Source organism: Mesorhizobium sp. M0500 (assembly GCF_040321165.1).
Classification (GTDB): domain Bacteria; phylum Pseudomonadota; class Alphaproteobacteria; order Rhizobiales; family Rhizobiaceae; genus Mesorhizobium.
Genome location: NZ_JAMYRB010000008.1, coordinates 89,662 through 113,025, shown reverse-complemented (window position 1 = coordinate 113,025; position 23,364 = coordinate 89,662). Strand labels below are relative to the sequence as shown.

Sequence of the window (23,364 nt, the reverse complement as noted above, 5' to 3'; positions counted from 1 at the left end):
TTAGCGCAAAAGTTTGAAATCGAGATCCATATCATGAACGCACAGTTGCAACCGACCGGCTCCGCCTATTTTATCGCCAAGGAGACGGAAAAACCAGAGAACCACACGCTTTCGGTCCTGGTCGACAACGAGCCGGGCGTGCTTGCGCGGGTCATCGGCCTGTTTTCCGGACGTGGCTACAACATCGAGAGCCTGACGGTCTCGGAAACCGAGCACGAAAAGCACCTGTCGCGCATCACCATCGTGACGCGCGGCACGCCGCACGTGCTGGAGCAGATCAAGCACCAGCTCGAGCGCATCGTGCCGGTGCACCGCGTCGTCGATCTCACCGTGCGGTCGCAGGAATTCGGACAGGAGCGGCCATTGGAGCGGGAACTCGCGCTGGTCAAGGTCGCCGGCACCGGCGAAGCCCGCGTCGAGGCGCTCCGGCTCGCCGATGCATTCCGCGCCAGCGTCATCGATGCCAACACCGAGCATTTCATCTTCGAGATCACCGGCAAGGGCTCCAAGCTCGATCAGTTCATCGCCATCATGAAACCGCTCGGGCTAGTTGAAATCTGCCGTACCGGAGTGGCGGCGATGAACCGCGGCCCGCAAGGGATGTGATCATAATGCTCGCGGCGGCAATTCTAGCAGGCGCCGGCGCAATCGTTCTTGCGGTCACGACGGCGGCGGCCAGCCAGGAGCCGGTATTCGACAAGTCAGTGCTGCCGAAATTGTTTGAAGAAATCGACCGCAGGGGCACACCGAGCTACTATTTCCAACAATGCCCGGCCGATATTTGGCGCAGGGCGTCGGGCGTCGATGACGCGCTCTTTTCCACGCCGGGAATAGATTACCAAGGTTGTGAGAAAGACGTCTTGGCCTGTGCCAAGCGGTGTTTCGACGGACGCAGGGGCGAAGCCTGTTTCGAGACGGCCAGGGTCATCCAGGAGCACTCGCCAGAAGACAAGCAATGGACCGAGGAGATGTTCGCCCAGGCCTGCGCTACTGGCAGTATCGGCGGCTGCACAAATCGCGGCGCGGGAATTCTCTTGGGTCGGCTTGGGCTAAACAAACTGCTTGCCGCCGGTAGTGCCAATGAATCTTGCCCTTATCGCACATTCAAGCTGAGCTGCAATGAGGGCGATGCCTGGGGTTGCACCATGTATGGCAGCGCCCTTCAGCATGGTGAAGGCGTCTCTGTGGACGAAGCCGAGGCGATGGCCGCCTACAAAAAGTCTTGCGAGATCGCTGTGGAATTTGACGCCTGCCGATACGCCAAGGCGCTCATGAAAACGATGCAAAGCCGCTAGGGCTTTTCAGATTTGCGCAAGTGCGATCTTTGCGCTGCCTCGCCTCGACCAAGTTCTTTGCTTTCTCTCTTGATAGGGCGCGATACCGGGCAGACATCCTGAACAAATCCATTCAGCGTGTTCACAAGATTGTTCTGGACCAGAGAATAGTGGATGAACTGTCCGTGCCGCTCCTTGGCGATGAGCCCGGCCGTCTCCAGAATGCTCAAATGCTGCGAGATCGACGGCTTCGACATCTCGAAGCGCGCCGCGATCTCGCCCGCCGTTAGGGAAGAGTGCGCAAGATAGGCGAGGATCTTGCGCCGGGGCGCTGAAGATAGCGCTTCAAACACGCGCTGTATCGCGCCATTTGCGTGAGCAGCCGTTTCGGCATCCGCTGCGTGCTCTGCATCTTCGATCACTGTCTGCCACCTTGTGATGCCGAGGTGTTGGCTGCGCCTCGGTCCGCTTTTCTTATTTTCATTTAGACTATTGCCTAAATACCTAATTCGTAGTAGTAGACGATTAGCTTACTGCCTAAGTAACGGAAGACGCGCCAGAAGGCAAGGCTGTGGTCCGGAAATGTTCATGCAGGAGGAGGGGTACCGATGAAAACCATATCCACGGGCAGAATGATTTCCCAACAGGACAGTGACGCCGAAGACGGCAAAGTCGTGTGGGTGCCGGCAAAGTCGATCTGGGTCGGGGCGATGACGATCGCCGCCATTGTGTTGGGACCGATGACATTTAGCTGGAGTGCCTTCGCCTTATTCGTTGCGACAACGGCGGCGACAATCTGCGCCGGACACTCGGTGGGGATGCACCGTCTGCTCATCCACCGTTCGTTCAAGGTTCATATCTGGGTCGAGCATGCGCTGGTCTACCTTGGCGTGCTCGTCGGCATGGCCGGTCCTTTTGGGATGATCTATGCTCACGATATTCGTGACTGGGCTCAGCGCCAGACCGCATGTCACGATCTCCATGCCCATCGTCGGCCATTTTTCACCGATGCCTTCTGGCAGATGCATTGCGCGGTCGCTTTGCGCAATCCACCCACCTTCGTCATCGAACCCTCGATCAGGAATGACCTGTTCTACAAGTTCGTCGAACGCACCTGGATGCTGCAACAACTGCCCTGGGCGATCCTCTTTTTCGCGCTTGGCGGCTGGGATTGGGTGGTATGGGGAATCGCGGTGCGCGTTTCAGTGTCGCTTACCGGGCATTGGTTGGTTGGGCATTTTGCGCACCGAGATGGGGAGCAAGGATGGCGCGTCGACGACGTTGCCGTGCAAGGATACAATTTGCCGCGTTTCGGGCTGGTAACGTTCGGCGAGAGTTTCCACGGCAACCATCACGCGTTTCCCGAGTCTGCACGGCTTGGTCTGGAACACGGACAGATCGATCTCGGCTGGCTATTCATTCAGGTTCTGGCGATCCTGGGTCTGGCGCACAGCGTCAAGATTCCGGAGAATACGCCGAGACGCAAAGGGCTGCGACGCGTGCGCCGTCAGCGCGAAACTGCCCCGGATTCAGATCTATGGTCGGTGCAGCCTACCGCAGATAGATGTTCTCAGCGGATATTGGCCTAAGAAATGAAGGAACGCTTAGGGCGCGTGGACCAACGAATTGCATTTGCACTCAGCACTTCATCGATTTAAGTCAGTATTTCAGTATTATTGATCATTGCGATCCTCCATGACCTTCGATGCATTCCTTGCTCTGCTGGTTTATGCCTTCGTGACCTCGATCACGCCGGGTCCGAACAATTTCATGCTTTTGGCCTCGGGCGTGAATTTCGGCTTGGTCAAAACCGTGCCACACATGCTCGGCATCGGCTTCGGCTTCCTCGTGCTGTTGCTTGCCGTAGGCTTCGGGCTTGGCGCCGTGTTGACGGCCTTTCCGGTCCTGCATACCGGGTTGAAGATCGCCGGCGGCCTCTACTTGCTTTATCTCGCCTGGAAGATCGCCATGTCGCGCTCGCTCGGCGGCGAAGGCGAGGCGAAGGGCCAGCCGATGCGCTTCATCGAGGCTGCGGCTTTCCAGTGGGTCAATCCCAAAGCCTGGGTGATGGCGATTACAGCCATGGCCGTCTATACGAACCCGGAACGCCCGCTTGTGTCCGTGGTGCTGATCGCGGCCGCGTTCGCCGTCGTCATGCTGCCGAGCATTTCGACCTGGGCCGGTTTCGGCATGGCGCTGCGCGGTTTTCTGGCGGATACGGCGCGGCTCAAATGGTTCAACATCGCCATGGGTGTGATGCTGGCGGCGACATTGTGGCCGATGCTGCGCTAGCTGCCGTTTTATTGTGCACTGCACATTAAATCTTCGTAATGACGGGTTTTGGCCCTTTTTCGCCTTCGGCATCCTCTATTATCTGGCAAAATCGCGGCAAGAGGCTGCGAGTTGAGCTAGAGTGCGACCAGCGGAAATCGGCGTGTCGCGTTGAGAAGGCCTTTTGTCGATGCGCGGAAAGATCGTATTTGCGGTGATCGCTGCAGCCTGCCTTGCGGCGGCGTGGCTCTATTTTTCGCCCACCGCAATGACCGGTCTTCAGCAGATGCTGTCGGCGAAGCAGACCACGGCGGCGGCGGACAAACCCGCTGCAGCAGCAAATGCCGCTCGTTCGACTTCGGTGGTTGCCGCCACCGCTTCGACGGCCGATTTCCCGGTCCGGCGCTATGCCATCGGCTTTGTGTCCTCTCCTGCCGTGGTCAGCATCAACGCGCGGGTCTCGAGCCAGATCGTCGCAATCGCGGTCAAGGACGGACAGATGGTGAAGGCCGGCGACGTTCTTTTCTCGCTGGACGATCGCTCGTTGAAGGCGCAACTGGCACGCGATCAGGCGACGCTCGCAAAAGACCAGGCGCTGCTTGCCAGCGCCACGGCCGATCTTCAGCGCGCCAAAAATCTCGTCGCCAGGCAGGCCGGAACACAGCAGACCTACGATCAGGCCGTCGCGGCACAGAAATCCGCCGCGGCCACCGTCGACGCCGACAAGGCAACGATCGATGCGGACCAAATCCAGCTTGGCTTCGCCACGATCAGGGCGCCGATCTCCGGCAGGCTTGGCGCAGTCAGCGTCGCCGTCGGCGATCTCGTCACCACCAGCAACGGCAGCAGCACGTCGACTCCACTGGTGACGATCACGCAGGTCGACCCGCTGCAGGTGAACTTCAATCTCCCCGAAAGCGATCTTGCCTTGCTGCACAAGGCGCTGGCAGCGCCGCAGCAAGGTGCGGTGACGCTGACCAAGGACGGCGACCCGAAGCCGATCGGCAAGGGAACGCTGGATTTCGTCGATTCCAGCGTAGACACGGCGTCCGGCACGATCGCAACGCGGGCCAGTGTGCCCAACGCCGATCTTTCGCTATGGCCGGGCCAATACGTCAACGTCGTGCTCGATGCCGGCATCATGCCACAAATGACGTCCGTTCCGACGGTCGCCGTCCAGCCCAGCCAGAAGGGCCCGTTCGTCTATGTGATCAAGCCGGACAACACCGTTGAAATGCGGCCCGTGCAGGTCGCGCTGACAGAAGGCACCAACACCGCAATTAGCCAAGGATTGAAAAGCGGCGAGCGTGTCGTCGTCGAGGGTCAGACCAAACTGAAGAACGGCGCGGCGGTGCGCGAAGGCAAGGCTTCGACCGGCACCGGCGATCAGGCGGCTCCGAAGGTTGCCGAGGCTGACCGGACGGGCGGAACACAGCCATGATTTCCGAATTCTGCATCCGCAGGCCCGTCGCCACGCTGCTCATGTCGTTCGCCCTGGTTCTGGGCGGGCTATTTGCTTACAAATTCCTGCCGGTCGCGGCGCTGCCAAGCGCCGAATTTCCGGTTGTCAACGTCTCGGCCTCGCTGCCCGGGGCTTCGCCGGAAACCATGGCGACCTCGGTGGCAACGCCTCTGATCAAGCAGTTTGCCACTATCGCAGGCATCGATTCGATCTCGACGACCAACTCGCTCGGCTCGACCTCGATCGCCATTCAGTTCGTGCTCAACCGCGACATCGATGCAGCCGCCGCCGACGTGCAGGCAGCGATCGCACGCACGCAACGACAATTGCCGCCGGAGATGACCAGCCCGCCGAGCTACCGCAAGGTCAATCCAGCCGATGCGCCGATCCTGCTGATGTCGCTGGTCAGCGACACAATTCCGCTGACTGATCTCGACGCGTTTGCCGAGAATGTGATTTCGCCGTCGCTGTCGACGATCGACGGCGTTGCGCAGGTTTCGATCTATGGCCAGCAAAAATATGCCGTCCGCGTCCAGATCGATCCGACGGCGCTCGCCGCTCGCGGCATCTCGATCGACCAGCTGCAGACGGCCATTGCCTCGGCCAACAGCAACACGCCGCTCGGCGTGCTCAAGAACAACAAACAGCAGCTGACGATCACCGCGAACACGCAGCTGACCAATGCGGCAGGATTCTCCAACATCATCATCGCAACCAAGAACGGCCATCCGGTGCGGCTCGGCGAGGTGACCCGCGTCATCGATTCGGTCGAGACCACGACGACGGCAAGCTGGTATGACGGCACCCGCGCCATCATTATGGCGGTGCAGCGCCAGCCGGATGCCAATACCGTCGACGTCGTCGACCGCGTCAAGGCGATGCTACCTTCCTTCGACGATCAGATGCCGGCAGCGGCGAGCATCCAGTTGCTAAACGACCGCTCGACATCGGTCCGCGAGGCGGTCGATGACGTGCAGTTCACGCTCTTGCTCACCATCGCGCTGGTGGTGACGGTGATCTTCCTGTTCCTGCGCCGGGTAACGGCGACGGTCATCCCGGCCGTGGCGGTGCCGATTTCGCTCATCGCCACGCTGGGCGTGATGTACCTGTTCGGCTTTTCCATCGACAACGTCTCATTGATGGGGCTGACGCTGGCGGTCGGTCTTGTCGTCGACGATGCAATCGTCATGCTCGAAAACATTTTCCGCCATATGGAGGAGGACGGGCTCTCTGCCCTCGAGGCGTCGCTCAAGGGCGCGCGCGAGATCGGCTTCACCATCATCTCGATCTCGATCTCGCTGGTCGCCGTGTTCATTCCGGTGCTTTTGATGGGCGGCGTGATCGGGCGCATCTTCAACGAATTCGCGGTGGTGGTGACGGTCGCCATCCTGGCGTCGATGTTCGTCTCGCTGACGCTGACGCCGATGCTGTGCTCGCGGCTGTTGTCATTATCGAAAGCCGAGCAGAAAGCAGCGCACGGTGAAGGCCATAGACAAAACGTCTTCATGCAGGGCTATGACAGGCTGCTGACATTCTGCCTGCGCCACAATTTCCTTGTCTTCCTTGTCTTCCTGGTGACCGCCGGGCTGTCGGTGTGGCTGATCCAGATTTCGCCGAAGGGCTTCTTCCCGCAGGAGGATATCGGCCAGGTCTCGGTGACGACCATCGCGCGCCAGGACATTTCGTTTGACGCGATGGTGAAGCTGCAGGGGCAAGTGGCGGATGTCTTCACCCATTCGCCCTACGTCGCGCATGTCGGCTGGTCGGCGGGCAGTGGAAACAATGCGCTCAACCAGGGCCAGCTGTTTGTGCAGCTGAAAGACAAGGACCAGCGACCGAACATCGACAAGGTGCTTACGGACCTGCGGCGCCAGCTGGCCAATGTGCCCGGCATCGAAACCTACATGCAGCCGGTGCAGAACCTGCGGCTCGGCGCGCGTTCTTCGGCGAGTGCCTACCAGCTTGCCGTTCAGGGCCTCGATACCGGCCTGACGAACGTCTGGGCGCAGAGGCTGACGGACGCGATGGCTGCCGATCATGCCGCCTTCACCGACGTCACCAATGACCTGCAGAACAACGCGCTACAGGCGACGCTGGTGATCGACCGCGACAAGGCGGCGAACCTCGGCGTCGATACCGACACGCTGCGCTCCAGCCTCTATGGCGGTTTCGGCACCCAGCAGGTGTCGACCATCTTCGGTTCGGCCGACAGCTACGACGTGATCATGGAGCTCGATCCGAAGATCGAGTGGTCGCCCGAGCGGATGCTGGCCATCAAGGTGAGAACGGCGAGCGGCAGCCTGGTGCCGCTCGGTGCGTTCGCCCGCGTCGATCGGACCGCCGGTGCTTTGACCGTCAACCAGCTCGGCCAGCTTCCGGCAGTGACCATCTCCTACAATCTGCCGCAAGGCGTGGCCCTCGGCGACAGCGTGAGCCACATCAACGCGCTGAAGGACAAGATCGGCATGCCGCCGACGATCTCGACCGCCTTCTCGGGCACGGCCAAGACGTTCCAGGATTCGCTTTCCAACCAGGGGCTGCTGATCGGCGGCGCGATTCTGACCATCTATATCGTTCTCGGCATGCTCTATGAGAGCTTCATCCACCCGCTCACCATCCTGACCGGGCTTCCATCGGCGGTGCTCGGCGCGCTGGTGGCACTGCGGCTGGCGGGGATGGATCTTTCGGTGATCGCGGTGATCGGCATCCTGATGCTGATCGGCATCGTCAAGAAGAACGGCATCATGATGATCGACGTGGCGCTGGAACTCAGGCGCGAGGGGATGTCGCCTGTCGAATCCATCCACAAGGCCTGCCTGATGCGCTTCCGGCCGATCATGATGACCACGCTTGCCGCGCTGATGGGCACCATCCCGATCGCGCTCGGCACCGGCGCCAGCGCGGAATTGCGCCAGCCTCTCGGCGTGGCGGTGGTCGGCGGTCTTGTCGCCTCGCAGGCACTGACGCTGTTCGTCACGCCCGTCATTTACGTCTACATGGAGCATTTTTCCGGCTGGCTGGTCAGGCTGTGGGCACGGCGCCGGGGCGAGCCGAGCCCGGTCGAAGCGGTCGACCAGCCGTCACTGTTCGACGAGGAGGAAGAACCGGTGCCGCAGAAGGCGGCAGCCGAATAGCGCTGGCCCAAGCCGTGGTGCTTGCGGCCGGGGGTCCGCGATCGTAATTTGACGCCATGCCGCACAATCACGACCACGACAACGAGCTTGATCCTTTTGCGGCGCGGGTGCGCGCGCTGGAGACGATTCTCACCCGCAAAGGCCTGATCGATCCGGCGGCGATCGATGTTATCGTCGACACCTATGAGACCAAGATCGGGCCGCGCAACGGCGCAAAGGTGGTGGCGAAGGCCTGGGTTGATCCCGGGTTTGCCGCATGGCTGAAGCGTGATGCGACGGCGGCCATCGAATCGCTCGGCTACACCGGCCGGCAAGGCGAGCACATGCAGGCGGTGTTCAATACGGCCGACACGCACAACCTCGTCGTCTGCACGCTATGCTCCTGCTATCCGTGGTCGGTGCTCGGCCTGCCGCCGGTCTGGTACAAGGCGCCGCCCTACCGTTCGCGCGCAGTGATCGATCCGCGCGGCGTGCTCGAGGAATTCGGTCTGACCTTGCCGGCGAGGACGACAATCCGGGTGTGGGATTCGACCGCCGAGCTGCGCTATCTGGTGGTGCCGATGCGCCCCCGGGGTACGGAGGGCTGGGATGAGGCACGGCTCGCCGATCTGGTGACGCGCGATGCCATGATCGGCACGGCGCTGGCGCGGGAGCCAGCATGAACGGGCCGCAGGATCTCGGCGGCCAGATGGGTTTCGGGCCGGTCGCGCCCGAACCTGACGAACCCTATTTCCATGCCGATTGGGAAAGGCGGGCGCTGGGCGTGACGTTATGCGCCGGCGCCATGGGCGCCTGGACCATCGACGAGAGCCGGCACGCGCGGGAATCGCTGCATCCAGCGGATTATTATGCCTCCAGCTACTACCAGATATGGATCAAGGCGCTGGAGGTGCTGCTCAAACGCCATGGTTTCGTCAGCGACCGCGACCTGGCTACGGGCGACGCAGTCGATCCGGCAGCGACACCCAAACGGGTGCTGAAGGCTAAGGACGTTCCGGCGGTGCTGGCCAAGGGCGGGCACTGCGACCGGCCTGTCGCCGCGCCTGCGCGGTTCAAGGCGGGCGACCCCGTGCGAACCAAGAACTTTCATCCGACCGGCCACACCAGACTGCCGCGCTATGCACGCGGCAAGCGAGGCGTCGTCGAGGCTGTGCGCGACGGCTTTGTCTTTCCCGACAGCAATGCGCACGGCCAGGGCGAAAACCCGCAATGGGTCTATACGGTGGCCTTTACCGGCGGCGAAATCTGGGGCGAGGGCGCCGATCCGACACTTGTCGTGTCGATCGATGCCTGGGAGAGCTACCTTGAGCCGGTGTGAGACGGGCTCAGTCGCCGCCATGCTGCCCACCGGTGTCGAGGCGCCTGTGTTTGCCGAGCCGTGGCAAGCAGAGGCCTTTGCCATGACGGTAGCACTGCACGACAACGGGCTGTTTTCGTGGAGCGAATGGGCGGATGCTTTGTCGGCAGAGGTGAAGCAGCCGGGCGCCGCGCGCGACGGTCACGATTACTACGAGCACTGGCTGGCAGCGCTGGAAAAGCTGCTTTTGGCCAAGGGCGTTGCCGGAAAGCGCGACGTCGATGCGCTCGCCGCTGCCTGGGAACGCGCCGCGCACGCAACGCCGCATGGCAAGCCGATCCAGCTGGAGAACGATCCACAGCGGGCCGGGTAAGCTGCGGCCGCCTGGCCTTGTTCTCTTTACGTTCCTGTTCGTCACTGATAGCCTGACCCTGTCGCAGCGGCGTGATTGCCGGCGATGAAAATTGATGGTGACGGCAGTCACCTTGTCTTTCCCTCGCGAATCCGGTCTGTCGCGCTGATGGAATTCTCTCCTCAACAGGACGAAGCGCTGAAGGCGGTGGCCGGCTGGCTGAAAGCCGGCAAGCCGCAGCTGTTCCGGCTGTTCGGCTATGCCGGCACCGGCAAGACGACGCTGGCGCGCTATTTCGCCGAGCATGTCGACGGCCAGGTGCAGTTCGCCGCGTTTACGGGTAAGGCGGCGCAGGTGCTGCGTTCCAAGGGCGCGGTCAATGCCCGCACCATCCATTCGCTGATCTACCGGCCGAAGGGCGAAGAATCGGTAGCGGACGAGGTGACCGGCAAGACATCGATGTCGCCGACATTTTCGCTCAACCGGCAGAGCCCGATCTCGCGCGCCAAGCTCGTCGTCATCGACGAATGCTCAATGGTCGACGAGCAACTCGGCCGTGACCTGATGAGCTTCGGCACGCCGATCCTGGTGCTCGGCGATCCCGGCCAGTTGCCGCCAATCTCCGGCGGCGGCTTCTTCACCGACCACGAGCCGGACATTCTGCTCACCGAAATCCATCGCCAGGCGCGAGACAACCCGATCATCAGGCTGGCGCTCGACGTGCGCGAGGGCCGCGAATTCATGCGTGGCGACTATGGCGCGGCGCAAGTGATCGGCAAGGAAGACGTCACCCAGGAACTGGTGCTGAAGGCGGACCAGGTGCTGGTCGGTACCAACCGTACGCGCCGCCGTTATAACCAGCGGCTGCGCGAGCTGAAGGGGTTCAACGCCGATTATCCGCAGGCCGGCGACAAGCTGGTCTGCCTGCGCAACGATCCGGCCAAGGGGCTGCTCAACGGCTCGCTGTGGAAGGTGATGACCTCGTCGCGCGAGACGGTCAAGCCCGGCATCAATCTGCTGGTCTCACCAGAGGAAGATGACCCGGATCGCGGCGTCGCCAAGATCAAGCTGCTCAAAGCCGCATTCGAGGATCCCGACGCCGACATTCCCTGGCAGCAGAAGAAGCGCTTCGACGATTTCGATTACGGTTACGCGCTGACCGTGCACAAGGCGCAAGGGTCGCAATGGAACGAGATCGTGCTTTTCGACGAAAGCTGGGCATTCAAGGAAACTCGCCAGCGTTGGCTCTACACCGCGATCACGCGCGCGGCCGAACGGCTGACGATCGTCCGATAGGGCTGTCAGGTCCGTCGTATCAGCGCTGGGCGATCGGTCTGGCGTCAAGCCATTCCCAGGCGGCGGCTTCGTCCTTGGCCTCGAAATGCCGGAGTTCGATAGGCAAAGAGGCAGGCAAAAAGGCTCTTGCCTCCGGTATCCAGTTCGGCTCACCGATCGCCGCGCAGCGGCCGATATGCTCCACGGCATGAGCTATGCCCTGTTCGATCGTCTCGTCCGATACGTCGGCCCAGTCGACACCCTCATGGTCGATCAGGCGCACCAGCACGTCGATCTTCGGATGCAGCGCATAGGCCGCCTCCAGCAATCCGAACAGGTTTTCGGCGTCAGCCGCTGCGACATGGCCGACGACATCGATGGCGAAAAGATCTTCGCGATCGGTGTCGATGCGGCGAACCGCCGGCACGGCCTCGAGAAAATTCAACAGGGAACTCCTTGCGCTCGATTTTCTTCGCACACCTTGGAACACCTGAAACCCTCTGTCTGTTCCCGTTAAAGGCGGTATAGATGCGCGCCAAGATCAGCCTGGAGCCGTGCAAATGCCTGCAAAGCTTTCCGTCAACCTCAATGCGATCGCCATGCTGCGCAACCGGCGCGACCTGCCGTGGCCAAGCGTGACCGGGCTCGGACGCATTGCCCTTGCCGCCGGCGCGCATGGGCTCACGGTGCACCCGCGACCCGACGAGCGGCACACCAGGCATTCCGATCTGCCTGAGATCAGGGCGCTGATCGACGACGAGTTCCCGAATGCGGAATTCAACATCGAGGGCTATCCGACCGAGGATTTCCTGGCACTTGTGGAAAAGCACCAGCCGGAGCAGGTGACGCTGGTGCCCGACGACCCGGCGCAGGCGACTTCCGACCATGGCTGGAACTTCGCCGCCGAGGCTGCGTTCCTGACACCGGTCGTCAAGCGCCTGAAGAAGGGAGGCTTTCGCGTATCGCTGTTTTCCGATCCGGATCCCGCTGGCGTGAAAGCCGCTCGCGACACCGGCGCCGACCGGATCGAACTCTATACGGGTCCATATGGCAGCTATCATTCCGATTCGGCAAAAGCGGCTAAGGAATTGGAGAAATTGGGAAAAACGGCGGATGCCGCACTGGCTGCAGGGCTCCAGGTCAACGCCGGGCACGACCTTGTGGTGAGCAATTTGCCGGCACTGGCCAGGTGTATCCCGGCATTGGCCGAAGTGTCGATCGGACATGGGTTGACAGCCGATGCGTTGGAGTATGGCATGGCCGCAACGGTCAGGCGGTTTCTGAAGGCTTGTGGCTGGTAGAGAAAGGCGAGCCGATAGGCCGTGCGTTCCCGGCACGGCAGCGCGTCCTTTCCATCCCCGCAGCATAGAGCGCCGCACGTCTATGGGAGTGTCGTCCATGGCCCTTGCCAACGCTGGTAGCGAGGCGGAACCCATCGAACAATCCAGCCACTCCAAGGCCGAGCAGCACAGCACCAAGATCCTGATGCTCGGCGCGCTCGGCGTGGTCTATGGCGACATCGGCACCAGCCCGATCTATGCGTTCCGTGAGGCGTTGCATGCTTCGGCTGGCGGCAATGTCGCCAACCGCGGCGACATCCTCGGGGTGCTGTCGCTGATCATCTGGGCGCTGACCATCACTGTCACCGTCAAATACATCATGTTCGTGCTGCGCGCCGACAACCGGGGCGAGGGTGGCACGCTGTCGTTGATGGCATTGGCACGCGGCAGCTTCCCGAAGCGGTCGGCGGTGATCCTCGGCATAGGCATCGTCGGCTCGGCGCTTTTTTTCGGTGACGCAGTCATCACGCCGGCAATTTCGGTGCTATCGGCGGTCGAAGGCATGAACGTCGTCACGCCGGCGTTCCAGCCCTATGTGGTGCCGCTGACGCTGGTCATCCTGGCGATGCTGTTCGCGGTGCAGCGATTCGGCACGGGCGGCGTCGGACTGGTGTTCGGGCCCGTCACCGCGGTGTGGTTCCTGGCCATCGGACTGTCCGGCCTCAACCATATCATCGACGACCCGGAAATCCTGCTGGCAATCAGCCCACATTACATCGTTTCGTTCTTGGTCAACTCGCCTGACGTCGCCTTCGTCACGGTTGGCGCGGTCTTTCTCGCCGTTACCGGCGCCGAGGCGCTCTATGCCGATCTCGGCCATTTCGGGCGCAAGCCCATTGTACTCGCCTGGCTGGCGATCGTATTCCCTTGCTTGCTGCTCAACTATGTCGGGCAGGGGGCCTTCGTGCTGGCAAATGGCGGCGTTGTCGGTCATCCCTTTTTCGAGATGAACGAAGGCTGGACGCTCATTCCCATGGTCGTGCTGGCGACCGCCGCGACCGTGATCGCCAGCCAGGCGGTGATCTCCGGCGCTTTCTCGCTGACCAGGCAAGCGGTGCAGCTCAACATGCTGCCGCGTTTCGAGATCCAGCATACGTCGGAGAAACAGTCCGGCCAGATCTACCTGCCACGCGTCAACATGCTGCTGGCGCTGGTGGTGATGCTGCTGGTGGTCGGCTTCGGCGAATCCAGCAGGCTTGCCTCGGCCTACGGCATTTCAGTGACCGGCAACATGCTGGTGACCAACATACTGCTTTTTGTCGTCATGACCCGCATCTGGAAATGGCCGCTCGGCGTTGCAGTGGCCTTGACGGCGTTGTTCGCCTCCGTCGATACCGGTTTCTTTGCCGCCAACATTGTCAAGGTGTTCGAAGGCGGCTGGTCCTCGCTGGCGGTGGCCGCAGTGATTGTCATGACCATGTGGACCTGGATAAGAGGCACCAGATACCTGTTCGAAAAAACTCGAAGGAACGAGGTCCCGCTCGATTTCCTCGCCGGCAATCTGCTGAAGAAGAAGCCGCATCTGGTGTCGGGCACCGCGGTGTTCCTGACCAGCGACCCGCTGAGTGCGCCGACCGCGCTGATGCACAGCCTGAAGCATTACAAGGTGCTGCACGAGCAGAACGTCATCCTTTCGGTGGTGACGGCACCGCAGCCTGTCGTGCCCGACAGCGAGCGCGTCAAGATGGAGCAAATCAACGAGCTGTTCATGCGGGTGACGCTGACCTTCGGCTATATGGAGCAGCCCAACATTCCGCGCGCGCTGGCGATCTGCCGCAAGCAAGGCTGGAAGTTCGACATCATGACGACATCGTTCTTCCTGTCGCGGCGCTCTCTCAAGGCCTCGCCCAATTCCGGCATGCCGGTCTGGCAGGACAAGCTGTTCATCGGGCTGGCGCGCACGGCGGCCGATGCGACGGAGTATTTCCAGATCCCGACCGGACGGGTAGTCGAGATCGGGACGCAGGTGGCTATTTAAAAATGTGTCCGTTGCGACATTCCAGGTGGTCTGCCGATCGGACTGAGTCTGCCAAGTCGTGGAGGACTCGCAATATCGGGACGGAGCCATTACGTGACGGCACTTGATATTGCAGCGCAGCAAGCGTAGAGCACCGCCCGCTTACCGGAGTGTCGTCCATGGCCCTTACCAATGCTGGTAACGAGGCAGAACCTGTCGAACAATCCAGCCATTCTGAGGTCGAGCAGCACAGCACCAAGGTGCTGATGCTGGGCGCGCTCGGCGTGGTTTACGGCGATATCGGTACCAGCCCGATCTATGCATTTCGCGAGGCGTTGCATGCATCGGCCGGTGGCAACGTCGCCAACCGTGGCGACATCCTCGGCGTGTTGTCGCTGATCATCTGGTCGCTGACGATCACCGTCACCATCAAATACATCATGTTCGTGCTCCGCGCCGACAATCGAGGCGAGGGCGGGGTGCTGTCGCTGATGGCGCTGGCGCGCAACAGTTTCCCGACGCGCTCGGCGGTGATCCTCGGCATCGGCATCGTCGGCGCGGCGCTTTTTTTCGGCGACGCAGTCATTACGCCGGCGATCTCGGTGCTATCGGCGGTCGAAGGTATGAATGTCGTCACGCCGACATTCCAGCCCTATGTGGTGCCGCTGACACTGGCCATCCTGGCGATCCTGTTTGCGGTACAGCGATTCGGCACCGGCGGCGTAGGTTTGGTGTTCGGGCCCGTCACGGCGCTGTGGTTCCTGGCCATCGGCCTTTCCGGCATTAACCACATCATCGCCGATCCGGAAATCCTGCTGGCGATCAGCCCGCATTACATCGTGTCGTTCCTGGTCAACTCGCCCGATGTCGCCTTCGTCACGGTTGGTGCGGTCTTCCTCGCCGTCACCGGCGCCGAGGCGCTCTATGCCGATCTCGGCCATTTCGGCCGCAAGCCGATCGTACTCGCCTGGCTGGCAATCGTGTTCCCTTGTCTGTTGCTCAACTATGTCGGGCAAGGCGCCTTCGTGCTGGCAAATGGCGGCGTTGTCGGTCATCCATTCTTCGAGATGAACCAGGGCTGGACGCTTATTCCCATGGTCGTGCTGGCGACGGCGGCGACCGTCATCGCCAGCCAGGCGGTGATCTCCGGCGCTTTTTCGCTGACCAGACAGGCGGTGCAGCTCAATATGCTGCCGCGTTTCGTTATCCAGCATACGTCGGAAAAACAGTCGGGCCAGATCTATCTGCCGCGCATCAACCTGATGCTGGCGCTGGTGGTGATGTTGCTGGTGGTCGGCTTCGGCGAATCCAGCAGGCTTGCCTCGGCCTACGGCATTTCAGTGACCGGCAATATGCTGGTGACCAACATACTGCTTTTTGTCGTCATGACCCGCATCTGGAAATGGCCGCTCGGCGTTGCAGTGGCCTTGACGGCGTTGTTCGCCTCCGTCGATACCGGTTTCTTTGCCGCCAACATTGTCAAGGTGTTCGAAGGCGGCTGGTCCTCGCTGGCGGTGGCCGCAGTGATTGTCATGACCATGTGGACCTGGATAAGAGGCACCAGATACCTGTTCGAAAAAACTCGAAGGAACGAGGTCCCGCTCGATTTCCTCGCCGGCAATCTGCTGAAGAAGAAACCGCATCTGGTGTCGGGCACCGCGGTGTTCCTGACCAGCGACCCGCTGAGCGCGCCGACCGCGCTGATGCACAGCCTGAAGCATTACAAGGTGCTGCACGAGCAGAACGTCATCCTTTCGGTGGTGACGGCACCGCAGCCGGTTGTGCCCGACAGCGAGCGCGTCAAGATGGAAATGGTCAACGAGCTGTTCATGCGGGTGACGCTGACCTTCGGCTACATGGAGCAGCCCAACATCCCGCGTGCGCTGGCGATCTGCCGCAAACAGGGCTGGAAGTTCGACATCATGACGACGTCCTTCTTCCTGTCGCGGCGCTCTCTCAAGGCCTCGCCCAATTCCGGCATGCCGGTCTGGCAGGACAAGCTGTTCATCGGGCTGGCGCGCACGGCGGCCGATGCGACGGAATATTTCCAGATCCCGACCGGACGGGTGGTCGAGATCGGGACGCAGGTGGCTATCTGAACAAATGGCCGTGCCCTTTGAGGGCACGGCCATTGTGAGGCTCAGCTCACCAGAGCCGCCTTGTTTGCTTCAAGAAATTGCTTCAGCGGCTGTGGCTTCCTGCCGGACAGCGTCTCGACCGCGTCGGTCACCATGCCGATCCGGCCGGAGCGGGTGTTGGTGTCGAAGGAAACGATGACAGGCGCAAAAGCTTCGGGAACGCCGGCTGCCTTCAATCCCTCGGTCAGCGCTTCATCCGAAAGCTGGATAACTTCGATCGGCTTGCCGGTGACCTCGGTGACGAGGGCTGCAATCTCGGCCATCGTGTGGGCCTTGGGGCCGGTCAGCGTGTATGTCGTGCTTTCGGTTGCGCTCGAAGCAAGGCCGGCGGCGATCGCGGCTGCCATATCGTCGCGCGCGCCATGGGCAATGTGGCCGTCTCCAGCGGATGTGTACCAGTGCCCCGAGGCGATGGCGTGCGGCAGCGCCATGAACAGGTTCTCCTGATACCAGCCGTTGCGGAAGATGGTGTAGGGGATACCGCTCGCCTTGATCGCCTGCTCGGTGCCGTGGTGATCGGGCGCAAACAGTACCGGCGATCCTGGCTCCGGATTGGGCATCGACGTGTAGAGCAGATGCGAAACGCCGGCGCTTTTTGCGGCGGCGACCGCGGCCTCATGTTGCTTCAGGCGCTTGCCCGGAACGGCGAGCTCGTTTGTCGAAATGATCAGAACCCTGTCGGCGCCGGTGAATGCACTGGCCAACGACGCGGTGTCGTCGAAGTCGACTGCCCGGATGGTGACGCCTCGGGCTGCCAGATCGGCCAGATTTTCCGGATTGCGGGTGGCGGCGATGATGCGCTGAGGGGAGACCTTGAGCGTGTCAAGCAGATGATTGATGACGCCGCGGCCAAGCTGGCCGGAGGCGCCGGTGACGAGAAGGGTGTCGGTCATGAGATGTCCTGACGTTGCGCCGGAGCGGCGGGTGCATATGTTAGTCTCAAAAAGAGACCAGCACTAAAATAGGAATTGACCCATCCTCGTAAAGAAGGCAGTTTTGCGGGAGGTAGGCACATCCAGGGAACCAGCCATGGACGGCAAGATCGTCAATCTGAGATCGAAGCTCGAGATATACAAAGCAGGCAGCGGTGGCGGAAACCTTGCGGATTGCCCGGTTCGCGACGTGATCCAGGGCATAAGCAATAAATGGAGTTCACTGCTGATGGAGGCCTTGGCCGAGAAGCCGTACCGCTTCGGCGAATTGCGGCGGCTGGTGCCCGATATTTCACAGCGCATGCTCACCCAGACGCTGCACGATCTGCAGCGCGACGGCTATGTGCATCGCCAGGTGTTTCCGACCAAACCGCCGAGCGTCGAATACAGCCTCACCGATCTCGGGCGCTCGATGTTTGGACCCTTGCATCAGCTGATCCAATGGGCCGAGCTCAATCACGGCGCTGTACGCGAGGCGCGGAAGATTTTCGATGCTGCCGAGGGCTGAGCCTCAAGGCCGAGACAGCGGCTTGATTTAGCGACAGCGCTGAAGGATTGTCCGGCCTGGGTTGGGTCGGGCAGATGGGCAATTCTCTGGACATCGCGATTGCCGGCGCCGGGCCGGCTGGACGTGCCGCCGCGCTCTATCTCACGCGCGCCGAACATAGGGTCACCATCTTCGAGCGCTTCGACCAGCCAAAGCCGGTCGGGTCCGGGCTGATCCTGCAGCCGACCGGGCTGACGGTGCTTGCCGATCTCGGCCTGCTCGACGACATTCTGGCGCTGGGCAGCCGCATAGACCGCCTGCATGGTGCAGACGCCAGAACTGGCCGCACCGTGCTCGATGTCCGTTATGATGCCCAGCGCGGCGGTCGCTTCGGGCTGGCGGTGCACCGCGCGGCTCTGTTCGGCGTGCTTTTCCGCGCCGCCCGGCGCCAGGCGATCACCATCGAGACAGGTATCGAGCTCGAGACGCTGGAAACCGGCGAACGGGCAACATTGATCTGCGGCAACGGACGACGGATAGGGTCGTTCGACCTGGTAGTGGATGCCAGCGGTTCGCGCTCCAAACTGCGGCGGTGCGTAACCAATCCGGGCGAACCGCGATCGCTCGCCTATGGGCATCGCTCGGCTGGCGCGGCGAGGGTTTCGACGAGCACGCCCTGCTGCAGCGCTACGACAAAGCGAGCGTGATGATCGGCGTGCTGCCGATCGGCCGGCCTGAGCCCGGTGCCGGGAAGATGGCGGCATTCTTCTGGAGCCTGAAGCCGGCGGATGCCGAGTGCGTATGGGCGGCAGGTCTCGATGCATGGAAGGCGAGATTGGCCGGGCTGTGGCCTGAATGCGCGGCCTTCATCGACCAGATCGACAGTTTCGAGCAGCTCTCGCTGGCGCGCTATGGCCATCACACGATGAAGACGCCAGCCGGACGGCGATTGGCCGTTATCGGCGACGCGGCCCATTCGACAAGCCCGCAGCTCGGCCAGGGCGCGAACATGGCGCTGCTCGATGCAGCCGCGCTCAACTACGCACTCATAGGAACGGCCCGTATCGATACTGCGCTGGAAGCTTACGTTCGGGCGCGGCGATGGCATGTGCGGGTCTTCCAGGCGCTGTCGCTGGTGCTGACGCCGTTTTATCAATCGGATTCGATTGTGATGCCGTTCGTCCGCGACAGGCTGGTGGCGACGCTGGCAAAAGTCCCGCCGGCGCCGGAGTTTCTTGCTTCCATGGTTACAGGAACGGTGCTCAATCCATTCAAGCCGATCGGGCTTGCGGAAGCGCTGTGGCCGGATCGTTTTGGCGGATGATTTCCGAAAGGTGCGAACCCTTAGCCTGCAAGAATGCGTGGAGGCGTTGCGGATAATCGGGAGCGACCGCGTCCTTCACGGATGGGCGTTCGTGCAATGCCTTGCGCCAGGCCGAGACAAATGGCTTTCGGTCCAGGATGCCGAAATCGCCGATCCGGTCGAAGATGTCGAAATAGCGGAAGATCGGCCCGTAGACCGCGTCGACCAGTGAAAAACGCTCGCGGTCGAACCATGGTCCAGCCGCGCCGTTCGCCAGTTCCACTTCCAGGCGATCGAACATTGCTGCCAGAGCCCCGCGTTCGGCGATGAAGGCGGCTTCGGTGAGTGCTGAATAGAAGCGGCCGATGGCATTGAGGATTGCTGAGCCGAACTCGATCCAGGCGCGATGCCGGGCACGGGCATAGGGGTCGGTGGGATGCAGCGGATTGGGCTGGGTTTCCTCGAGGAATTCGAGGATGACGAGCGATTCGAAGATCACCGTTTCCTGGCCGTCATGCTCAACGCGGAGCAGCGGCACCTTGCCGAGCGGTGATATCGCCTTGAACCAGGCAGGCTTGTTGGCGAGATCGACCGTGATGCGTTCGAACGGCACGCCCTTTTCGCGAAGTGAAATCGCCGCGCGCTGCACATAGGGGCAAAGATGATGGCTGACGAGAGTGAGCTTGTCGGTCATCTCACTCCCCCCAGACATAGTTCAAGGCACCGTCCTCGACGCGGGTGGAGAGAAACATCAGGCGGGAGCCCTTCCGCGCCGGGCCTTCGAGGCGATCACCGTTCGCCATGTCGAACGAGGCGCCGTGCCACTGGCAGACGAGCTTGCCGTCCTTGCAGTCGAGCGGGCCACCGAAATGCAGGCAGACGTTGGCGGCGGCGCGGATACGCTCGCCGCTGCGGTAGACATGGACCTCGCGGCCGAAGAACGGAGCGATCAGGCTGCCTGTTTCCGGAATGTCGGCGATCTTGCAGATTTCATGCTTCATCGGAATTGCCTCTCATGATTGATGCGATTGCATCTATATAGATGCATTTGCATCGATCGTCAAGCTTGATGCAATTGCATCTATCACCTACGATGCAATCATGACCGGGATTCCTTCACCTCCAGCCATCAAGGCCTGGGCCCGCCTGATGCGGGTTTCGCGCCAGTTGTTGGAACGAGCCGAGGACGCGCTGAAGGACAGTGGCCTGCCGCCGCTTGCCTGGTACGACGTCCTGCATGAGCTTGCCGAGGCGGGCGAGGGCGGATTGCGGCCGTTCCAACTCACCGAGCGCACCCTGTTTGCGCAGTACAACATCTCCCGGCTGCTGGCGCGGCTCGAAGCCGACGGGCAGGTCGAGAAGCTTCCAGTTGCCGATGACGGCCGCGGGCAAACAGTCCGCGTCACAGACAAGGGACGCGAGACGCGCCGCCGCATGTGGGCTGTCTACGGCCGGTCGATCGCGGAGTTGGTCGGCTCCCGGCTTTCCAATGATGAGCTCGACGCGCTGTCAGCTCTGCTTGGGCGCCTGCGAGATCCGCCTGCCCTGGAGTGACACGCCTTCATGACGAAGATGGCACCGATTGGCGAGGTCAGGCACTGCCCAAGAGGAATGCCAACGTCGCCAGAACGCCAAGCCCGACGCGGACCAGATGCAGATTGCCCCATTTGGCGATCAATGTCCGAGCTTCAGGATTGACGGAGTTCGCGTCCATCGCCTCCAGCAACCTATTTGCCGGCATCATCACCAGCAGCGTCCATGGCCAAGGCAGGATGATCAGCAAGGCACCGACCAGATAAGCGAGATTGCCGGTCAGCCACCAGGCGACGAGGCCCAGAATACAGGCGATGACGGCGATCGAGGCCTGCATGGCGGCGCCGCGCTTGTAGGAAGGCTGCCATTCCTGCAGCAATGCCTTGTCATCGAGGCGAAGCCGCGCCGGCTGCTCGGCGACGCTGACGTAGATAGCCGCGCCGGCGAACACTGCGGCAACGGTCAAGGCAAGCAATCCGGCGAGCATGATCCGTGTCTCCCGTGATGCCCCGCATGGAGCAAACAGAAATAAAGGGTTGCGTCGGGTCGGGCAATACGCCATAAAGCCGAACCGTAACGTACGGTACGCCATCGAGCTCGTATCTGAACTGCGGGTGAGTTTGCCTCCGGAGGAAAAACTGTGTTGCACGCTGTGACCGACATCGACACCAGCGAGGCGCTGACGGAGCGGCAGAAGGACGTGCTCGACGCCGCCCTTCGCCTGCTGGTCGAAGAGGGCGATCAGTTGACCATGACCGCCGTGGCGCGGCGGGCGAGCTGCTCGAAGGAGACGCTCTACAAATGGTTCGGCGATCGCGACGGGCTGTTGACGGCAACGGTACAATGGCAGGCGTCCAAGGTGCGGGTAGTGCCGGTCGACCGCAAGGGGCTCGACCTCCCTTCGCTGACGGCGAGCCTCGAACGCTTCGCTTCGGACTGGCTCAAGGTAATTTCGAGCGACACCTCGATCGCGCTGAACAGGGTGGCGGTCGGCCATGCTAGTTCGGGGAAGGACGATCTCGGCGCCATCGTGCTGGAGAACGGTCGATTTGCGCTGGCCAAGCGCCTCAAGCCGGTGCTGGAGGCCGGGAGACAGGCCGGGTTCCTTGAATTTTCGGACGCGGAGACGGCGTTCCGCACCTTTTTCGGGCTGGTCGCCCGTGACGTGCAGATCCGCTTGCTGCTTGGCGACCGGCTGGAATTGACTGATGTGGCGATCGGCGGCGATGCCGTCCGGGCGACGCAGCAGTTTCTCGCTCTTTTCGGGCAAAAACCGGGCCGCAGGGCCCATAGAGCCGGATGATTTCAGGTCAAATCGACCTGAAATCTGAAACCGGCTCTACACTAAAAGATGGAGCATGATGTCGTCCGAAAACCGCTTCACACTTTTCGGCATCATGCTCTGGTTCAAAACGGGAAGGAAGAAAAATGCGTGTCTATTACGATCGCGACGCCGATCTCAACCTGATCAAGGGCAAGAAGGTCGCTATCATCGGCTATGGCAGCCAGGGCAGGGCGCATGCGCTCAACCTCAAGGATTCCGGCGTCAAGGACATCGCCATCGGCCTCAAGGCCGGCTCGGCGACCGCCAAGAAGGTCGAGGCCGACGGGCTCAAGGTGATGAGCGTAGCCGATGCCGCCAAATGGGCCGACCTGATGATGATGGCGACGCCGGATGAGCTGCAGGCCGACATCTACAAATCCGAGATCGCGCCAAACATCCGCGATGGCGCGGCAATCGCCTTCGCCCACGGCCTCAACGTGCATTTTGGCCTGATCGAGCCTAAAGCTTCGGTCGACGTCGTGATGATCGCGCCGAAGGGGCCTGGCCATACGGTGCGCGGCGAATACCAGAAGGGCGGTGGCGTGCCGTGCCTGGTCGCGGTCAACCAGGACGCTTCGGGCAATGCGCTCGACCTGGCGCTCTCCTACGCCTGCGGCGTTGGCGGCGGCCGCTCGGGCATTATCGAGACCAATTTCCGCGAGGAGTGCGAGACCGACCTGTTCGGCGAGCAGGTGGTGCTGTGCGGCGGCCTGGTCGAATTGATCCGCGCCGGCTTCGAGACACTGGTGGAAGCCGGCTACGCGCCGGAAATGGCCTATTTCGAGTGCCTGCACGAGGTCAAATTGATCGTCGACCTGATCTATGAAGGCGGCATCGCCAACATGAATTACTCGATCTCGAACACCGCCGAATGGGGCGAATATGTCTCGGGCCCGCGCATCATCACTGCCGAGACCAAGGCCGAGATGAAGCGCGTGCTGAAGGATATCCAGACCGGCAAGTTCACCTCGGAATGGATGCAGGAATACCGCGCCGGCATGTCGCGCTTCAAGGGCATCCGCCGCAACAACGACAGCCACCAGATCGAGGAAGTCGGCGCCAAGCTGCGCGCGATGATGCCGTGGATCTCGAAGAACAAGCTGGTTGATAAGGCCAAGAACTGAAGGAAATCCACGTTCGTTTCGTTACCCGTCCTCGGGCTTCGCCCTGCGGGCGCGTGGGAATTTCCATGAACAAGCTGGTCGACAAGGCCAAGAACTGATCGCAATTTCATTGCCGATCAAGAAAGGCCGGCGGAGCGATCCGCCGGCCTTTTCGCATCAAG

The 23,364-nt window shown here is 61.7% G+C and carries 23 protein-coding genes and 1 pseudogene; 18 read left to right on the top strand and 6 right to left on the bottom strand.

All coding sequences use genetic code 11. The features are described from left to right. The first annotated feature begins 33 nt into the window (after nt 1-33). Nucleotides 34-606: an acetolactate synthase small subunit gene (gene ilvN / locus NKI70_RS17100; RefSeq protein ID WP_023676680.1), complete on the top strand. Its 573-nt coding sequence runs from the start codon at nt 34-36 to the stop codon at nt 604-606. A gap of 5 nt (nt 607-611) precedes the next feature. Continuing rightward, the gene (locus NKI70_RS17095; protein ID WP_352589592.1) at nt 612-1,295 is read left to right on the top strand and encodes an SEL1-like repeat protein; all 684 of its coding nucleotides are present in this window, start codon (nt 612-614) and stop codon (nt 1,293-1,295) included. Here NKI70_RS17095 and NKI70_RS17090 read toward each other — a convergent pair. Continuing rightward, on the bottom strand, nt 1,292-1,696 hold the full coding sequence (locus tag NKI70_RS17090; RefSeq protein WP_352570428.1) for a metalloregulator ArsR/SmtB family transcription factor: 405 nt from the start codon (nt 1,694-1,696) through the stop codon (nt 1,292-1,294). The two genes, NKI70_RS17095 and NKI70_RS17090, sit on opposite strands and share 4 nt — an antisense overlap. Nucleotides 1,697-1,882: 186 nt before the next feature. On the opposite strand from NKI70_RS17090, the gene NKI70_RS17085 reads away from it, so the two are divergent. The 8 genes from NKI70_RS17085 to NKI70_RS17050 all read left to right on the top strand — a co-directional run bounded on the left by NKI70_RS17085 (nt 1,883) and on the right by NKI70_RS17050 (nt 11,086). Continuing rightward, on the top strand, nt 1,883-2,863 hold the full coding sequence (locus tag NKI70_RS17085; RefSeq protein ID WP_352699313.1) for an acyl-CoA desaturase: 981 nt from the start codon (nt 1,883-1,885) through the stop codon (nt 2,861-2,863). A gap of 106 nt (nt 2,864-2,969) precedes the next feature. Further along, nucleotides 2,970-3,566: a LysE family translocator gene (locus tag NKI70_RS17080; protein WP_352644859.1), complete on the top strand. Its 597-nt coding sequence runs from the start codon at nt 2,970-2,972 to the stop codon at nt 3,564-3,566. A gap of 169 nt (nt 3,567-3,735) precedes the next feature. After that, nucleotides 3,736-4,986, top strand: a complete 1,251-nt coding sequence (locus tag NKI70_RS17075) for an efflux RND transporter periplasmic adaptor subunit (protein WP_352699317.1) — start codon at nt 3,736-3,738, stop codon at nt 4,984-4,986. Then, nucleotides 4,983-8,141, top strand: coding sequence for an efflux RND transporter permease subunit (locus NKI70_RS17070; RefSeq protein WP_352699319.1), 3,159 nt, complete (start codon nt 4,983-4,985; stop codon nt 8,139-8,141). Before NKI70_RS17075 ends, NKI70_RS17070 begins: the two co-directional genes overlap by 4 nt. 56 nt (nt 8,142-8,197) lie before the next feature. After that, a complete protein-coding gene (nthA, locus tag NKI70_RS17065) occupies nt 8,198-8,803 on the top strand; it encodes a nitrile hydratase subunit alpha (RefSeq protein WP_352570421.1) in 606 nt (201 codons plus the stop codon). After that, entirely contained in the window at nt 8,800-9,459 is a 660-nt protein-coding gene (gene nthB, locus NKI70_RS17060) for a nitrile hydratase subunit beta (RefSeq protein WP_352699321.1), read from the top strand. Before nthA ends, nthB begins: the two co-directional genes overlap by 4 nt. Before the next feature lie 19 nt (nt 9,460-9,478). Beyond that, entirely contained in the window at nt 9,479-9,811 is a 333-nt protein-coding gene (locus tag NKI70_RS17055; protein WP_352699382.1) for a nitrile hydratase accessory protein, read from the top strand. Between the two features lie 147 nt (nt 9,812-9,958). Then, on the top strand, nt 9,959-11,086 hold the full coding sequence (locus NKI70_RS17050) for an ATP-dependent DNA helicase (RefSeq protein WP_023720791.1): 1,128 nt from the start codon (nt 9,959-9,961) through the stop codon (nt 11,084-11,086). A 19-nt stretch (nt 11,087-11,105) separates the two neighbouring features. Here the strand turns inward: NKI70_RS17050 and NKI70_RS17045 are convergent, their stop codons facing one another. Further along, the gene (locus NKI70_RS17045) at nt 11,106-11,510 is read right to left on the bottom strand and encodes a SpoIIAA family protein (RefSeq protein ID WP_352450052.1); all 405 of its coding nucleotides are present in this window, start codon (nt 11,508-11,510) and stop codon (nt 11,106-11,108) included. A 115-nt stretch (nt 11,511-11,625) separates the two neighbouring features. Here NKI70_RS17045 and NKI70_RS17040 point away from each other — a divergent pair, with 115 nt between their 5' ends. The 3 genes from NKI70_RS17040 (at nt 11,626) to NKI70_RS17030 (ending at nt 16,461) form a co-directional block, all read left to right on the top strand. Further along, the gene (locus NKI70_RS17040) at nt 11,626-12,366 is read left to right on the top strand and encodes a pyridoxine 5'-phosphate synthase (protein ID WP_352699323.1); all 741 of its coding nucleotides are present in this window, start codon (nt 11,626-11,628) and stop codon (nt 12,364-12,366) included. A gap of 97 nt (nt 12,367-12,463) precedes the next feature. Beyond that, complete coding sequence (locus NKI70_RS17035) at nt 12,464-14,383, top strand: potassium transporter Kup (RefSeq protein ID WP_352456499.1); 1,920 nt, start codon at nt 12,464-12,466, stop codon at nt 14,381-14,383. A gap of 158 nt (nt 14,384-14,541) precedes the next feature. Next, the gene (locus tag NKI70_RS17030) at nt 14,542-16,461 is read left to right on the top strand and encodes a potassium transporter Kup (protein WP_352699325.1); all 1,920 of its coding nucleotides are present in this window, start codon (nt 14,542-14,544) and stop codon (nt 16,459-16,461) included. 41 nt (nt 16,462-16,502) lie between these two features. Here NKI70_RS17030 and NKI70_RS17025 read toward each other — a convergent pair whose 3' ends face one another. Then, the gene (locus NKI70_RS17025; protein ID WP_084641112.1) at nt 16,503-17,393 is read right to left on the bottom strand and encodes an SDR family oxidoreductase; all 891 of its coding nucleotides are present in this window, start codon (nt 17,391-17,393) and stop codon (nt 16,503-16,505) included. A gap of 136 nt (nt 17,394-17,529) precedes the next feature. Between NKI70_RS17025 and NKI70_RS17020 the strand changes: the two genes are divergently transcribed. Both NKI70_RS17020 and NKI70_RS17015 read left to right on the top strand, forming a co-directional pair. Beyond that, entirely contained in the window at nt 17,530-17,940 is a 411-nt protein-coding gene (locus tag NKI70_RS17020; RefSeq protein ID WP_352450047.1) for a winged helix-turn-helix transcriptional regulator, read from the top strand. A gap of 74 nt (nt 17,941-18,014) precedes the next feature. Then, a pseudogene (locus NKI70_RS17015) lies at nt 18,015-19,243 on the top strand (FAD-dependent oxidoreductase). On the opposite strand, the gene NKI70_RS17010 reads toward NKI70_RS17015, so the two are convergent. Together NKI70_RS17010 and NKI70_RS17005 are read right to left on the bottom strand one after the other, a co-directional pair. Then, nucleotides 19,191-19,916, bottom strand: a complete 726-nt coding sequence (locus NKI70_RS17010; RefSeq protein ID WP_352699327.1) for a glutathione S-transferase family protein — start codon at nt 19,914-19,916, stop codon at nt 19,191-19,193. The pseudogene NKI70_RS17015 and the gene NKI70_RS17010 sit on opposite strands and share 53 nt — an antisense overlap. A 1-nt stretch (nt 19,917) precedes the next feature. After that, on the bottom strand, nt 19,918-20,223 hold the full coding sequence (locus NKI70_RS17005; RefSeq protein WP_352570416.1) for a Rieske (2Fe-2S) protein: 306 nt from the start codon (nt 20,221-20,223) through the stop codon (nt 19,918-19,920). 100 nt (nt 20,224-20,323) lie between these two features. Here NKI70_RS17005 and NKI70_RS17000 point away from each other — a divergent pair, with 100 nt between their 5' ends. Further along, nucleotides 20,324-20,776 (top strand): MarR family winged helix-turn-helix transcriptional regulator, encoded by a 453-nt coding sequence (locus tag NKI70_RS17000; protein ID WP_023676665.1) that lies wholly within the window; start codon nt 20,324-20,326, stop codon nt 20,774-20,776. A 37-nt stretch (nt 20,777-20,813) separates the two neighbouring features. Here NKI70_RS17000 and NKI70_RS16995 read toward each other — a convergent pair whose 3' ends face one another. Beyond that, nucleotides 20,814-21,242, bottom strand: a complete 429-nt coding sequence (locus tag NKI70_RS16995) for an anthrone oxygenase family protein (RefSeq protein ID WP_023676664.1) — start codon at nt 21,240-21,242, stop codon at nt 20,814-20,816. A 165-nt stretch (nt 21,243-21,407) separates the two neighbouring features. Here NKI70_RS16995 and NKI70_RS16990 point away from each other — a divergent pair, with 165 nt between their 5' ends. Both NKI70_RS16990 and ilvC read left to right on the top strand, forming a co-directional pair. After that, entirely contained in the window at nt 21,408-22,058 is a 651-nt protein-coding gene (locus NKI70_RS16990; protein WP_502897780.1) for a TetR/AcrR family transcriptional regulator, read from the top strand. Between the two features lie 125 nt (nt 22,059-22,183). Then, on the top strand, nt 22,184-23,203 hold the full coding sequence (gene ilvC, locus NKI70_RS16985) for a ketol-acid reductoisomerase (protein WP_023676662.1): 1,020 nt from the start codon (nt 22,184-22,186) through the stop codon (nt 23,201-23,203). The last annotated feature ends 161 nt before the right edge of the window (nt 23,204-23,364 follow it).

Coding starts and splice junctions, on each gene's coding strand:
- ilvN (WP_023676680.1), top strand. CDS start 34: ATGAACGCACAGTTGCAACCGACCGGCTCCGCCTATTTTATCGCCAAG.
- NKI70_RS17095 (WP_352589592.1), top strand. CDS start 612: ATGCTCGCGGCGGCAATTCTAGCAGGCGCCGGCGCAATCGTTCTTGCG.
- NKI70_RS17085 (WP_352699313.1), top strand. CDS start 1,883: ATGAAAACCATATCCACGGGCAGAATGATTTCCCAACAGGACAGTGAC.
- NKI70_RS17080 (WP_352644859.1), top strand. CDS start 2,970: ATGACCTTCGATGCATTCCTTGCTCTGCTGGTTTATGCCTTCGTGACC.
- NKI70_RS17075 (WP_352699317.1), top strand. CDS start 3,736: ATGCGCGGAAAGATCGTATTTGCGGTGATCGCTGCAGCCTGCCTTGCG.
- NKI70_RS17070 (WP_352699319.1), top strand. CDS start 4,983: ATGATTTCCGAATTCTGCATCCGCAGGCCCGTCGCCACGCTGCTCATG.
- nthA (WP_352570421.1), top strand. CDS start 8,198: ATGCCGCACAATCACGACCACGACAACGAGCTTGATCCTTTTGCGGCG.
- nthB (WP_352699321.1), top strand. CDS start 8,800: ATGAACGGGCCGCAGGATCTCGGCGGCCAGATGGGTTTCGGGCCGGTC.
- NKI70_RS17055 (WP_352699382.1), top strand. CDS start 9,479: ATGCTGCCCACCGGTGTCGAGGCGCCTGTGTTTGCCGAGCCGTGGCAA.
- NKI70_RS17050 (WP_023720791.1), top strand. CDS start 9,959: ATGGAATTCTCTCCTCAACAGGACGAAGCGCTGAAGGCGGTGGCCGGC.
- NKI70_RS17040 (WP_352699323.1), top strand. CDS start 11,626: ATGCCTGCAAAGCTTTCCGTCAACCTCAATGCGATCGCCATGCTGCGC.
- NKI70_RS17035 (WP_352456499.1), top strand. CDS start 12,464: ATGGCCCTTGCCAACGCTGGTAGCGAGGCGGAACCCATCGAACAATCC.
- NKI70_RS17030 (WP_352699325.1), top strand. CDS start 14,542: ATGGCCCTTACCAATGCTGGTAACGAGGCAGAACCTGTCGAACAATCC.
- NKI70_RS17025 (WP_084641112.1), bottom strand. CDS start 17,393: ATGACCGACACCCTTCTCGTCACCGGCGCCTCCGGCCAGCTTGGCCGC.
- NKI70_RS17020 (WP_352450047.1), top strand. CDS start 17,530: ATGGACGGCAAGATCGTCAATCTGAGATCGAAGCTCGAGATATACAAA.
- NKI70_RS17010 (WP_352699327.1), bottom strand. CDS start 19,916: ATGACCGACAAGCTCACTCTCGTCAGCCATCATCTTTGCCCCTATGTG.
- NKI70_RS17005 (WP_352570416.1), bottom strand. CDS start 20,223: ATGAAGCATGAAATCTGCAAGATCGCCGACATTCCGGAAACAGGCAGC.
- NKI70_RS17000 (WP_023676665.1), top strand. CDS start 20,324: ATGACCGGGATTCCTTCACCTCCAGCCATCAAGGCCTGGGCCCGCCTG.
- NKI70_RS16995 (WP_023676664.1), bottom strand. CDS start 21,242: ATGCTCGCCGGATTGCTTGCCTTGACCGTTGCCGCAGTGTTCGCCGGC.
- ilvC (WP_023676662.1), top strand. CDS start 22,184: ATGCGTGTCTATTACGATCGCGACGCCGATCTCAACCTGATCAAGGGC.